Raw genomic sequence first — 13,352 nt, 5'->3', positions numbered from 1 at the left:
ATGTTTAACATCGGATGATTGTAGCCATGAACGCCGGTGTGCTAGCGTCCCTGCATGAAGTCGCCGGTCAAGCCTCGCCCGAAAACCGCCAGCAAGCTCGTGAAGCCCGGCCGCATCCAGGCCGTGCTGCGCACGCTCGGCAGCGAGATCGCACAGGATCTGATTCCGGTCGGCTCGACGCTGCCGCCAGAGCACGATCTTGAAAGCCGCTTCGGCGTCGGACGCGGCGTGGTGCGCGAGGCGATCAAGACGCTCGCCGCCAAGGGACTGGTCAGCGTCCGCCCCCGCCACGGCACCCATGTGCGGCCGCGCGGCGACTGGAGCCTGCTCGACCGCGACGTGCTGAGCTGGCTGATCAGCAAGGACGAGCCCAATCGCGATCTGCTGCTTGCGCTTCAGGAAGTGCGCCTGATCATAGAGCCGGCAGCGGCCGCTCTCGCCGCCGAACGCGCAACGGCCAAAGACCGCCGTCGCATCATGACCGCGCTCGCCGCGATGGAAGCCTCGCACGACGTGCCGACCGCCATCATCGCGGACAAGGCCTTTCATCTCGCGATCATCGACGCCACGCACAATCCGGTGCTTCAAGGGTTTCGCGGCGCCATCGACACCATCCTGAGCGCCGTGTTCATGGTCGCCACCGGCAGCCCGGGCTGGTTCAACGAGAATCTGCCGAACCACGCCATCGCCGCGCGCGCCATTGATGAGGGCAATGCCGAGAAAGCCCGCGCAGCGATGCAGCAGGTGCTCGGCTACACGCAGTTCAAGCTGTCGACAAAGAGGAAATACGGACGCAACGCGAAAATCTCGCCGCGCCAACAGACGGTCAACGGCAAGCTCAGGAAGAAGCGCGTCGCATGATGCGACCGCAGACTAGCGCCCGTGACACCCGGTTCGCCGTACGAACCGGCACGCCGCGGCGCGCCTGCGAGGGCATGCTCAACGCGCGGTTGGCATTGATGCAAATCCTTTGTGCAAATTCTGCAACGCCTGTTCGCATCAACTCCCGTGCACGCTTTCGTCGCACGCTTGGACAACCGGAATCGTAGACGCGCGCCAAAAGCCCGCTTAAGCTGGCATCGAACCACTGACATCCGGCAAACGGATGCGGACACAAAGAACCGGCACGACCGGACAATTCGGGAGGAACAATATGAAGCGCTTCACGCGAACACTTGGGTTGCTGACGGCCTGCTCCGCCGCTGCTTTGGCTTTCACCGGCCCGTCATCGGCACAGGAGACCTTCAAGGTCGGCATCGTCACATTCCTGTCGGGTCCCGCAGCCGAGAGCTTCGGCGTCCCGGCCGGCAAGGCTGCCGAATTCGTCATCGGCGAACTGAACAAGGGCGCCGGGCCGGCCCCCTATAATAAAGTCGGCTTCGGCGGCATGAAGATCGAGCCCGTCGTCATCGACGAGAACGGCGGCGCGACCAAGCAGGTGCAGGAACTGCGCAACCTCTATCAGCGCGACAATGTCGATGCCGTCATCGGCTATATCGGCTCCGGCGACTGCCTCGCGGTGGCCCCCATCGCGGAAGAACTGAAGAAGCCGCTGTTCCTGTTCGACTGCGGAACGCCGCGCATCTTCGAGGAAGCGAAATACAACTACGTCTTCCGCACGGCTGCCCACGCCACCCAGGATAACGTCGGGCTGATCCGCTACATGAAGCAGAAGAACATCAAGATGGATACGTTCTCGGCCATCAACCAGGATTACGCCTGGGGCCAGGACAGCCGGGCCGACTTCGTCGCGGCTGCGGCCCAGCTTTATCCAAATGCGAAGCTCAATGCCGATCTGCTGCCGAAGTTCGGCGCCGGCCAGTACGGCACCGAAATCTCGGCGCTGGTGTCCGCCGGCTCTGATGTCGTCTATTCCAGCCTTTGGGGCGGCGACCTGCAGGCCTTCATTCTGCAGTCGGTGCCACGCGGCCTCGCCAAGCGCAGCCAGCTCGTCCTCAGCGCGGCCGACCACGTCCTGCCGCCGCTCGGCGACAAGATGCCAGATGGCGTCATTATCGGCGCACGCGGTTCCTATGGTCTGATGTCGCCGAAGACCCCGCTCAACGAGTGGTTCTTCAACGGCTATGAGAAGGCCCACGGCACCTATCCCGTGCAAGCGTCCTATCGCGTCACGCAGTCGATCCTCGGCGTGAAGAGTGCGGTCGAGAAGGCGATGGCGAAGAACGGCGGCAAGAAGCCGAGCGCTGATGAACTGGTCGCTGCGATGACCGGCTCCGAGTGGGAGAGCCCAGGCGGCCTGATCCAGATGAAGAACGGCGACGGCCATCAGGCCATCCAGCCGATCTCGTTCAGCCGCACCAAGTACAACGCCGAAAAGAAGCGCGTCGATCTGGTCGATATCGTCAACTTCGAAGCCGAATGCGTCAACCCGCCTCCGGGTGTGAAGGCGATCGACTGGATCAAGGGCGGAATGAAGAACGACAAGTGCAAGTAATCTCCTGCGCTTGATGGCCACCGGGCGGCGCGACGATGTGAATCTCGCGCCGTCTATCTCTTCGCTGCAACTCCGGCCTGAATCACGTTCATGAATACGTTTCTTACGGTCATCCTCGACGGCCTGATCCAGGCATCATGGCTCTTTATTGTGGCGCTGGGCCTGACCCTCGTTTTCGGCGTGCTCAAGATTCTCAACATCGCGCATGGCGGCTTCTACGCGCTCGGCGCCTATCTCGCCGCGACCGTCGTCACGATGGCCGCGGCGCACAACGTGCCGCCGGGGCTCGGCTTTGTCCTGATGCTGGTGTCGGTGGCCGCTATCGCCGCAGTCATCGGCCTCCTGATGGAGCGCGGGCTGATCAAACTCTTCTATGGCCGCGATGAAGTCGTGCTGCTGCTGGTGACCTACGCGGTATTTCTGATTTTTGAGGACGCGACCAAACTGATCTGGGGCGTCAATCCGATCTATGCGAACCAGCCCTATGAACTGTTCGGCAATGCCGAGTTCGCAGGGTTGTTCTACGTCGGCTACGATCTCATGCTGATCCCGTTTTCGGCTGTGATCGGGTTCGCGGTGTGGTTCGCCCTCAACCGCACCACCACCGGAAAGATCGTCACCGCCGTGATCCATAACGCCGAAATGAGCGCGAGCATGGGCGTGAAGATCAATCGCGTCTACGCGCTGGCCTTTGCCTTTGGCGTCATGCTCGCGGCGCTGGCTGGCGGCCTGACTGCGCCGAAAATTTCCGTGCAGCCCGGCCTCAGCTCCGAGATCATCATCCTGAGTTTCGCCATCGTGGTGATCGGCGGCCTCGGCAGCATCGAAGGCGCCGCCGTCGGCGCCATCCTCGTCGGCATGGCGCGGGCCGCCTCGGTCCACCTGCTGCCGCAGGCCGAGCTGTTCATGATCTATCTTATCATGGCCGCCGTGCTGATGTTCAGGCCGGAAGGTCTGTTCCGCCGTGAAGTCGCGAGGCGCATCTGATGAAGTACGCCACGCACCCTCTCGCTCTTCTGGGCGTTGTCGTTCTCGCCGTGCTGTTCGGCCGCATCATTCCGGCATGGACGCTGTCGCTCGCGACCGTCGCTGCCTCCAAGGCGCTTGTCGCACTCGGCATCGTGGTGCTTGCGCGGACAGGCAACGTCTCGTTCGGACAGGGCCTGTTCTATGCCGGCGGCGGCTATGGCGTCGCGCTGATCGCCATCACCTTCGGCGTCACAGACGCCGTCGCGCAGGTGCTGATCGGCGCGGTGTTCGGGGGCCTGCTTGGCCTGATCATCGGCCCGCTGATTGCGCGTTACACCGGCATCTTCTTCGGCATGCTGACACTGGCGCTGTCGATGGTGCTCTACGGCGCGCTGGTCAAGACAACCGTTCTCGGCGGGTCGGACGGCTTCAATGTCGGCCGCCCCACCCTGTTCGGCGCGGTGTTCAACGATCCGCGCGAGGCAGACTTCATGCTTTATGCGGTGTCGATCGTCGCCACCGGCCTTGCGGGCATCTTCGCGACTATCCTGTTCCGCTCGCAGTTCGGGCTGACAAGCCTTGCGGTGCGCGAAAACAACCTTCGCGTCGAGTATCTCGGCACCTCGGCGAACCGCATCGTCACCATCAACTTCGTGATCGCCGCGACCTTTGCAGGCGCCAGCGGCGCGCTCGCTCTGATGGCGCAGCGGCACATCGATCCAGAGTTTGCCTACTGGACCACGTCCGGCGAATTCGTCTTCGTCGCCGTCCTTGCCGGAACGCAGAGCGTGGCGGCGGTGTTCGTGTCGGCGCTCGCCCTCGAACTGGTGCGCTCGTTCTCGAACCTCTACCTTCCGAACACGTGGCAGCTCGTGCTTGGCGTGTTCCTGCTGGCGGTCATCCTGTTCCTGCCGCGGGGCATCGGCTCGCTCTGGAGCGGGAAAAAACGTAAAGCCTCCGAACCGCGACCGGACGCGGCCATCGCCGAGAAAGGATCGGCGTCATGAAGCCCGTCCTCTCCGTGCGCGGACTCCAGAAGCGTTTCGGCGCAGTGGTCGCCGCCGACAATGTCAGCATCGATATCCCCGCCGGTCAAAAGCTCTGCCTGATCGGCGCGAACGGCGCCGGCAAGACCACCTTCGTCAACATGGTGACGGGCTACATGAAGCCCGACAGCGGGGCGATCGAACTCGACGGCTCGCCGATCGGCCGGCGTTCGCCGCGCGATGTCGCCAGGCTCGGAATCTCGCGCTCGTTCCAGATCCCGCAGCTTTTCATCGAACTGACTGCTGCCGAAAACCTCACTGTCGCGGTCTCCAGCGCCGCAGGCGGACGGCTGTCGTTGACGGTTCCGGCGGAAGCCGGCGATCGGCATGACAAAGCGCTGGCGTTGCTCGATCGCTTCGGTCTGAAGGGTCACGCCGATCGGCCGGTGTCCGAACTGGCCGGGGGCGTCCGCAAGCTGGTCGACATCGCCATGGCGCTGGCCCGTCGTCCGAAACTGCTGCTGCTGGACGAGCCGACCTCCGGCGTTTCGGCCGAAGAGAAATTCGCCACCATGGACCGTGTCATCAACGCCGTCTCGGAAGAGGCCGCCACCATCGTCTTCGTCGAACATGACATGGATATCGTCAGCAAATATGCCGACCGGGTCGTCGCCTTCTACAACGGCCGCATCCTGGCCGACGGCGAGCCGTCAACGGTGCTGAAAGACAATGAAGTCCGCCGTTATGTGACGGGAGGCGCAAAATGACCGTATCCCGCTCCCTGCTCGAGATCGACAATCTCGCGGTCGAAATCCAGTCGATGCCGGCGCTGCGCGGCTTCACCATGCATCTCACCGAGGGCGGCATGGTCAGCCTGGTCGGCCGCAACGGCGCCGGCAAGACCACCCTGATGCGCTCGATCATGGGTCATCTCACACCGAAGCGCGGCACGATCCGTTTCGGCGGCGAGGATCTGGCGGCCCTGCCGCGTCATGCCCGCGCCGGTCTCGGCATCGGCTACATGCCGGAAGACCGCGGTCTGGTGCCGCAACTGACGGTGGAGGAGAATATTCTTCTGCCGCTGTGGGTCGCGAAGGATGTCGACCGCAAGGCGCGGCTGGATTTCGTCTACGAGGTGATCGGCGAGCTCGTCGCCATGCGCGATCGCAAGGCGCTGCTGCTCAGCGGCGGGCAGCAGAAGCTGGTCGCGCTGGGCCGCGCGCTGGGCATTGGAACCAGGTGCCTGCTGCTCGACGAGCCATTCGAAGGAATCGCACCTGCCCTGTCCGAGAGAATCTCCGACGTGCTTGCCTCGCTCAAGGGCAAGGGTTTAACTGTATTGATGTCGCAATCCGATTTGAATCATTCGCATAGTTTGTTCGATGCAGAATTTGTGATCGAGCGCGGGGCTAATTTTTCAACCTGACGCGCCGATCAGGACAGGTAGCTTAAATCCATGGACTGGTCGAAATACCCGATTCCGGCAATGCGGCTGGAAACCCGCTTCGGCGACCGTATCGTGCCCGCCTTCGAGAGCCGCCCGGCGAACATCTGGGACATGGTCGCTGAAGCCGCAGCGCGCAATCCGGATGGCGAAGCGCTGGTCTGCGGCGATGAACGGATGACATGGCGCGAGGTCGCGCAGAAATCCGCGCAGGTCGCAGCCGGCTTCAAGGAGATGGGGTTGAAGCCCGGTGACCGTATCGCTCTCCTGCTCGGCAACCGCATCGAGTTCGTGCTCGCGCTTTATGGCGCGGCGCATCTGGGTCTCGTCAGTGTGATGCTGAGCACGCGGCAGCAGAAGCCCGAGATTGCCTATGTTCTGGCAGACTGCGGCGCGGCGCTGATTATCCATGAAGACGGAATGGCGGACCGGCTGCCCGATCCCAACGAGATTCCGACCCTGCTTCACCGCGTGTCGATCGGCGTAACCGACGGCTCGCTGGCGTTTCAGGATCTGATCGCGACCGAGACGTCGCAAGTACCGGTGGCTGTCGGCGAACAAGACACCGCGATGATTCTCTATACGTCGGGCACCACGGGCAAGCCGAAGGGCGCGATGCTCGCCCACTGCAATCTGATCCATTCGGCGATGATCTACGAGGCCTGCCTCGAACTGACGCACGCCGACCGTTCGATTGCCGCCGTTCCGCTGGCGCATGTCACCGGCATTGCTGCCAACATCATGGCCATGGCCCGCTGCGCGGGTGCGCTCATCATCGTCGCGGAGTTCAAGGCGGCGGAGTACCTCAAGATCGCAGCGCGCGAGCGCGTTACGCAGACCGTGATGGTGCCTGCGATGTACAATCTCTGCCTGTTGCAGGCGGACTTCGATAGCTACGACCTTTCCGCGTGGCGCATCGGCGGCTATGGCGGCGCGCCGATGCCGGTCGCGACCATCGAGAAGCTGGCGCAAAAGCTTCCCGGACTGAACCTCGTCAACGCCTACGGCTCGACCGAAACGTCATCGCCGTCGACGATCATGCCGCCGGCATTCACCGCGAGCCACAGCGACAGCGTCGGCCTGCCCTGTCCCGGCGCGCACATTATCGTTGTCGACGCGACCGGACGCGAACTGCCGCGCGGCGAGATCGGCGAAATCTGGATTCATAGCGGCTCGGTCATCAAGGGCTACTGGAATAACCCGCGTGCAACGGCGGAGAGTTTCACCGCCGGCTACTGGCATTCGGGCGATCTCGGATCGATCGACGAGGAGAATTTCGTTCGCGTGTTCGACCGGCAGAAAGACATGATCAACCGCGGTGGCCTGAAGATCTATTCCGCCGAGGTCGAGTCGGTTCTCGCCAGTCATCCCGACGTGGTGGAAAGCGCCATCGTCGCGCGGCCGTGTCCGGTGCTCGGCGAGCGCGTTCACGCCGTCGTGGTCGTGCGCTCGAACATCGACCAGCCGACCCTGCGTGCGTGGTGCGCCGAGCGTCTGTCTGACTACAAAGTCCCCGAGACTATCGCGATCAGCACCGATCCGCTGCCACGTAACGCCAACGGCAAGGTGATGAAGAAAAATCTGCGCGACGCGCTGGTTGAGTCCTGAGCGAAAACGCCAGACACGGTTTCGCCTTTTGTATCCGGGTTTGCCGCCGTTTCGCCTTTTGCGGAATTAGGACCTTGCGCGGGCGCCCTTCGCCCTGGGTGGCTCGGTGGCCTCCGTGTCCCCGGCTGTCTCCTTGATCCGCGCCTTCATCTCGACCAGCGTTTCCAGCGTTGATTCAATGGCAGTTTTCGGAATGTCGTGAAGCACATCGGTGGCGATGTCGTCCCGCAGGCTGTCGAGATCGTCCACCAGCCGCCGTCCCTTGGCAGTCAAAAACAGCCGGTTGGCGCGGCGGTCATTCGGATCGGCCCTGCGTTCAAGCAATTTTTGCTCAACCAGCCGGTCCAGCAGCCGCACAAGCGAAATCGGCTGAAGCTCAAGCACATCTGCGAGATCGACCTGCATCAGTCCTTCCTGCTGCCGCAATCGGAACAGCACAATCCACTGCGCACGGGTGGTTCCACGGTCCTTCGCCCGCTGATCGATGTGGTTGCGCAGGAGGCGCGAGGTCTCGATCAGTTGCGAGACCAGTTGCCGCTTCAGATCGAGCCACTGGACGGAGCGCGACATCGAACCTTGCCAATAATTAATGATGCGCGTGCATACTAAGTGCAGGCTTATTAGTTATGATAGAGGCAGGCTGGCGCAAAAAGCAATCGGGATCTGATATGACAAGGCGTCGCATTCCTGTGTGGGCGTATGTTCTCGCAGCATTGCTGCTGATGGGAGGCGTCTGGTTCGGCTGGCCTCGTCAGCAGAATGTGAATGTTGCAAAACCCGCCGCGCCTCCATCGGTTCCGGTCACCGTCGCCAGCGTCACGAAAGTAGACTTTCCGGTCTATCTTACCGGGCTCGGAACGGTGCAGGGCTTCAACACCGTGACGGTGCGGACGCGCGTCGATGGCCAGATCAATCAGATCGCCTTCAAGGAAGGACAGTTCGTCAAGGAAGGCGATCTGATCGCACAGATCGATCCCCGTCCGTTCCAGGCCGCGCTCGATCAGGCCAACGCGAAGAAAACCCAGGACGAGGCCAACCTCGCCAACGCGCAGCGCGATCTTGCCCGCTCCACCAAGCTGGGCGAATTCGCCACCAAGCAAACGGTCGATACGCAGACCGCGAATGTCGAACAGCTCAAGGCGCAGATCGCCGCAGATCAGGCCGCGATCTTCAACGCCCAGACACAGCTTGATTACGCCAGCATCCGCGCACCGATTTCCGGCATCACCGGCATCCGTCAGGTCGATGTCGGCAATATCGTCAACGCCGCGACACAGACCGGCATCGTCACCATCGCGCAGGTCGAGCCGATCTCGGTGATCTTCACCGCGCCAGAAGAACAGCTTCCCGATATCGCAAGTGCGCTTCGCCGTGGCGAAACGAAAGTCACCGCGCTGACCACCGACGGACGCAAGGTTCTGTCACAAGGCGTTCTCTCGCTGATGAACAACCAGGTGGACAGCACCAGCGGCACCATCCGGCTCAAGGCGACGTTCGATAACAAGGATCATGCGTTGTGGCCCGGCCTTTCGGTATCGACACGCCTTCTCGTCAATACGATCAAGGATGCGACGGTGATGCCGGACGATGCCGTTCAGCATGGCAACGATGGCCTTTACGTTTATGTCGTGACCGACGGCAACAAGGCCGGCCTGCGCAAGATCAAAATAGGGCCATCCACTGACGGCAAAACGCTCGTCGATAGCGGCGTCACAGCCGGCGAACAGGTCGTCACAGCCGGACAGTATCGCGTCCAGCCGGGCTCGGCCTTGACGGTGAACGTCGCAAGCTCGGGCCAAACTTCGGCGAAGGCGGATTGACATGAGCGACGGCATCTCCGGTCCGTTTATCCGCTATCCGATCGCAACATCGTTGCTGATGGCCGGCATTCTTTTTGTCGGTCTGGTTGCTTACCCGCTGTTGCCGGTCGCGCCGCTGCCGCAGGTCGACTTTCCGACCATCCAGATTTCGGCGAGCCTGCCCGGCGCCAGCCCGGAAACCATGGCATCCTCGGTTGCGCAGCCGCTGGAACGGCAGTTCGCCCAGATTCCCGGCGTCGCGCAGATGACATCGACCAGTTCGCTGGGTTCAACGTCCATCACCATCCAGTTCGATCTCAACCGCAGCATCGACGGCGCAGCCAACGACGTTCAGGGCGCCATCAACGCGGCTGGCGGCCAGTTGCCGAAAACGCTCCCGAGCCCGCCGACCTATCGCAAGGTAAACCCGGCGGATTCGCCGATCATGATCCTGTCGGTAACATCCGAGACGCTGCCGCTGATCGACGTCAACGACTATGCCGATACGCAACTGGCCCAGCAGATGAGCCAGATTTCCGGCGTCGCACAGGTCACCATCGGCGGTCAGCAGAAGCCGGCCATTCGTATCCAGATCGATCCCGCAAAGCTGGTCGCAAAGGGCGTGCAACTGGAGGACGTCCGCAGCCAGATCGCGATCACAACCGTCGATAATCCGAAGGGCAATATCGACGGAAAGACGCGCAGCTACACCATCTACGCCAACGACCAGTTGCCGAAATCCAAGGACTGGAACGACGTCATCATCGCCTACCGCAATGGCGGGCCGTTGCGCATTCGCGACATCGGCCAGGCCGTGTCCGGGCCCGAAGACGCCAAACAGGCCGCATGGGCGAACGGCCAACGCGGCGTTTTCCTCGTCGTGTTCAAGCAACCCGGCGCCAACGTCATCGACACGGTGGACAAGATCAAGGCGCAGTTGCCGCGGCTGATCGCGGCCATTCCGCCGACGGTCAAGGTCGAGGTCCTGAGCGACCGCACGCAAACCATTCGTGCCGCCGTCGAGGATGTGCAGTTCACCCTTCTGCTCACGATCGCCCTTGTTGTGATGGTGATCTTCGTTTTCCTGCGAAATGTCTGGGCGACCGTCATTCCGAGCATCACGGTTCCCCTTGCCTTGCTGGGCGCCTGCGCCCTGATGTGGGTGTTCGGCTATTCGCTCGACAACCTCTCGCTGATGGCGCTTACGATTTCGGTCGGATTCGTGGTCGATGACGCCATCGTCATGCTCGAGAACATCAGCCGCTATATCGAACAGGGTGAAGACCCGTTTGCCGCCGCCCTGAAAGGCGCCAGCGAAATCGGATTTACGATCGTTTCGATCAGCATCTCGCTGGTCGCGGTGCTGATACCCCTGCTCCTGATGGGCGGCATCATTGGTCGCCTGTTCCGCGAATTCGCCGTCACGCTGGCGATGGCCATTTTCGTGTCGCTGGTCGTCTCGTTGACGCTGACGCCGATGATGGCGTCGCGCTTCCTCAAACCGCATAGCCGCGAGACCGAGCACGGCAGGCTCTACCAGCTCAGCGAGCGCTTTTTCGACACCATGCTCCGGGGATATGAATGGGGCCTCGACCTCGTGATGCGCTGGCGCTTCACCACGCTGTGTGTGTTCTTCGCGACTGTCGGCCTGTCCGTCTATCTGTTCGTCATCATTCCGAAGGGCTTTTTTCCGCAGCAGGACACTGGCCTGATCACCGGCATCACCGAAGGCGGCCAGGACATCTCCTTCGCCGAAATGTCCCGCCTTCAGGCCCAGATCGGCGGGATCGTCCAGAAAGATCCCGCAGTCGCCTCGATCGCCATGGCAGTCGGTGGCGGCGGCAGCGCCCTCAACAACGGACGCATGTTCATTACGCTCAAGCCGCGCAACGAGCGCGACGTGAGCGCGCAACAGATCATCGCGCGGCTGCGGCCGCAATTTGAAAAACTCGAAGGCGCTCGCGTCTTTCTTCAGGCCGCGCAGGACGTCCGCCTTGGCGGCCGCGCCACCCGCACCCAGTTCGAATACACCTTGCAGGACCCCAATCTTGCCGAGCTGAATACCTGGGCGCCCAAGATCCTCGAGAAACTGAAGACCCTCCCCCAACTGCGTGACGTCGCCACGGATCAGCAGACCAACGGCACCACTCTGACCCTGACCATCGACCGCGACACCGCCTCGCGCTACGGCATCCAGCCGCAACTGATCGACGACACATTGAACGATGCCTTCGGTCAGCGTCAGGTCGCGCAATACTTCACGCAGGTGAACAGCTACCACGTTATTCTGGAAATCCTGCCGGAACTGCAAGGCAAGGTGGACACGCTCGACAAGATCTACATCAAGTCGCCGACCACGGGCGACCAGGTGCCGCTGTCGGCTTTCGTCAAATGGACGACAGTCCCGGTCCGTCCGCTCTCGATCAGCCACCAGGGGCAATTCCCGGCGACCACCATCAGCTTCAACCTCGCACAAGGCGCAGCGCTGGGTCAGGCCACCGACGCAATCCAGAACGCCGTCGCGGAACTTGGCGTGCCGCCCACCGTCAACGGCAGCTTCCAGGGCACCGCGCAGGCGTTCCAGCAATCGCTCGGCACCGTTCCGCTGCTGATCATTGCGGCGCTCATCGTCGTCTATCTGATCCTCGGCATTCTTTACGAAAGCTACATCCATCCTCTCACGATCATCTCCACCCTGCCCTCGGCCGGCGTCGGCGCGCTGGCGATGCTGATGCTGTTCGGGTTTGACTTCAGCCTGATCGGCCTGATCGGCATCGTGCTGCTGATCGGCATCGTGAAGAAGAACGGCATCATGCTGGTGGACTTTGCCATCGTCGCAGAGCGCGATGAGGGCCTGTCGCCGGAAGACGCGATCCGCAAGGCCGCCCTGATCCGCTTCCGCCCGATCATGATGACCACAATGGCGGCGCTGCTCGGAGGCGTGCCGCTGATGCTCGGCACCGGAACGGGCTCCGAAATCAGACAGCCGCTGGGTTATGCCATGGTCGGCGGTCTGGTGGTCAGCCAGGCGCTGACGCTGTTCACGACGCCGATCGTCTATCTCTACCTCGACAAGCTCGCGCACCTGTTCTCGCAGGTCGGCCGCTCGAAACAGCAACCCTCGCCACCGCGTATACCCGACGAAGTTTCAGAAGCTGCGGAGTAATCCCTCCGTCATTGCGAGCGAAGCGAAGCAATCCATTTTTGAGAAGAATGGATTGCTTCGTCGCGAGAGCTCCTCGCAATAACGAGTCTTCCTAAACAAAAAAGCCGCCGGCATAGCCAGCGGCTTTTTGATTTGAAGCGGTCCGTGTGATCAGCGCTCGGCGAACGCCTTCTCGACCACGAAGTCCGCCGGCTCGCCATGGTTGCCTTCGACAAACCCGCGCTCTTCGAGCAGCTTCTTGGTGTCGACCAGCAGCGCCGGGCTGCCGCACATCATGACGCGATCCTTCGCCGCATCGAGCGCAGGCAGTGAAATATCTTCAAACAGCTTGCCGGAGGTAATCAGGTCGGTGATACGGCCGCGGTTGCGGAACGGATCGCGCGTCACGGTCGGATAATAGATGAGCTGGTTGCTCACCATCTCGCCGATCATCTCGTCCTGCGGCAGCTTCTCGGTGATCAGTTCGCCGTAAGCCAGTTCGCGGACATGGCGGCAGCCGTGCAGCAGCACGACCTTCTCGAAACGCTCATAGGTCTCGGGGTCCTTGATGACGCTGAGGAACGGCGCGAGGCCAGTGCCGGTGCCGATCAGATAGAGATTGCGGCCGGCGGTCAGGTTGTCGATCACCAGCGTTCCGGTCGCCTTGCGGCTGACGATGATCTGGTCGCCCTCCTTCAGATGCTGGAGGCGCGAGGTCAGCGGCCCGTCAGCCACCTTGATCGAGAAGAATTCGAGGTTCTCTTCGTAGTTCGCGCTCGCGACACTGTACGCGCGCAGCAGCGGCTTCTCGTTCACCTTCAATCCGATCATGGTGAACTCGCCATTCCGGAAACGGAACGAGGAATCACGCGTGGTCGTGAAGCTGAAAAGGTTGTCGGTCCAGTGATGGACGCTGAGAACCGTTTCCTGATTGAAGTTGCTCATA

General features: G+C 62.0%; 11 protein-coding genes. 9 read left to right on the top strand and 2 right to left on the bottom strand.

What is annotated here, in order from left to right; translation table 11 throughout:
* The first annotated feature begins 54 nt into the window (after nt 1-54).
* The 7 genes from HMPREF9695_RS04600 to HMPREF9695_RS04570 all read left to right on the top strand — a co-directional run bounded on the left by HMPREF9695_RS04600 (nt 55) and on the right by HMPREF9695_RS04570 (nt 7,462).
* Nucleotides 55-861, top strand: a complete 807-nt coding sequence (locus HMPREF9695_RS04600; protein WP_006019641.1) for a FadR/GntR family transcriptional regulator — start codon at nt 55-57, stop codon at nt 859-861.
* Nucleotides 862-1,153: 292 nt separating this feature from the next.
* Nucleotides 1,154-2,455: an ABC transporter substrate-binding protein gene (locus HMPREF9695_RS04595; RefSeq protein ID WP_006019640.1), complete on the top strand. Its 1,302-nt coding sequence runs from the start codon at nt 1,154-1,156 to the stop codon at nt 2,453-2,455.
* A 90-nt stretch (nt 2,456-2,545) separates the two neighbouring features.
* The gene (locus tag HMPREF9695_RS04590) at nt 2,546-3,442 is read left to right on the top strand and encodes a branched-chain amino acid ABC transporter permease (RefSeq protein ID WP_006019639.1); all 897 of its coding nucleotides are present in this window, start codon (nt 2,546-2,548) and stop codon (nt 3,440-3,442) included.
* Nucleotides 3,442-4,431: a branched-chain amino acid ABC transporter permease gene (locus HMPREF9695_RS04585; protein WP_006019638.1), complete on the top strand. Its 990-nt coding sequence runs from the start codon at nt 3,442-3,444 to the stop codon at nt 4,429-4,431. The genes HMPREF9695_RS04590 and HMPREF9695_RS04585 overlap by 1 nt, the downstream gene beginning before the upstream one ends.
* Nucleotides 4,428-5,177, top strand: a complete 750-nt coding sequence (locus tag HMPREF9695_RS04580) for an ABC transporter ATP-binding protein (RefSeq protein ID WP_006019637.1) — start codon at nt 4,428-4,430, stop codon at nt 5,175-5,177. Before HMPREF9695_RS04585 ends, HMPREF9695_RS04580 begins: the two co-directional genes overlap by 4 nt.
* The gene (locus HMPREF9695_RS04575; RefSeq protein ID WP_006019636.1) at nt 5,174-5,836 is read left to right on the top strand and encodes an ATP-binding cassette domain-containing protein; all 663 of its coding nucleotides are present in this window, start codon (nt 5,174-5,176) and stop codon (nt 5,834-5,836) included. The genes HMPREF9695_RS04580 and HMPREF9695_RS04575 overlap by 4 nt, the downstream gene beginning before the upstream one ends.
* A gap of 30 nt (nt 5,837-5,866) precedes the next feature.
* A complete protein-coding gene (locus tag HMPREF9695_RS04570) occupies nt 5,867-7,462 on the top strand; it encodes a class I adenylate-forming enzyme family protein (RefSeq protein ID WP_006019635.1) in 1,596 nt (531 codons plus the stop codon).
* A 66-nt stretch (nt 7,463-7,528) separates the two neighbouring features.
* On the opposite strand, the gene HMPREF9695_RS04565 is transcribed toward HMPREF9695_RS04570, so the two are convergent.
* Nucleotides 7,529-8,032, bottom strand: a complete 504-nt coding sequence (locus HMPREF9695_RS04565; RefSeq protein ID WP_006019634.1) for a MarR family winged helix-turn-helix transcriptional regulator — start codon at nt 8,030-8,032, stop codon at nt 7,529-7,531.
* A gap of 98 nt (nt 8,033-8,130) precedes the next feature.
* On the opposite strand from HMPREF9695_RS04565, the gene HMPREF9695_RS04560 reads away from it, so the two are divergent.
* Entirely contained in the window at nt 8,131-9,282 is a 1,152-nt protein-coding gene (locus HMPREF9695_RS04560; protein WP_041711281.1) for an efflux RND transporter periplasmic adaptor subunit, read from the top strand.
* Between the two features lies 1 nt (nt 9,283).
* Nucleotides 9,284-12,427 (top strand): multidrug efflux RND transporter permease subunit, encoded by a 3,144-nt coding sequence (locus tag HMPREF9695_RS04555; RefSeq protein ID WP_006019632.1) that lies wholly within the window; start codon nt 9,284-9,286, stop codon nt 12,425-12,427.
* A gap of 150 nt (nt 12,428-12,577) precedes the next feature.
* On the opposite strand, the gene HMPREF9695_RS04550 is transcribed toward HMPREF9695_RS04555, so the two are convergent.
* Nucleotides 12,578-13,351 (bottom strand): ferredoxin--NADP reductase, encoded by a 774-nt coding sequence (locus HMPREF9695_RS04550; protein WP_041711871.1) that lies wholly within the window; start codon nt 13,349-13,351, stop codon nt 12,578-12,580.
* Nucleotide 13,352 lies beyond the last annotated feature (1 nt).

The organism is Afipia broomeae ATCC 49717, from assembly GCF_000314675.2.
Taxonomy (GTDB): Bacteria; Pseudomonadota; Alphaproteobacteria; order Rhizobiales; family Xanthobacteraceae; genus Afipia; species Afipia broomeae.
This window is presented reverse-complemented; position numbering and strand designations above follow the sequence as displayed.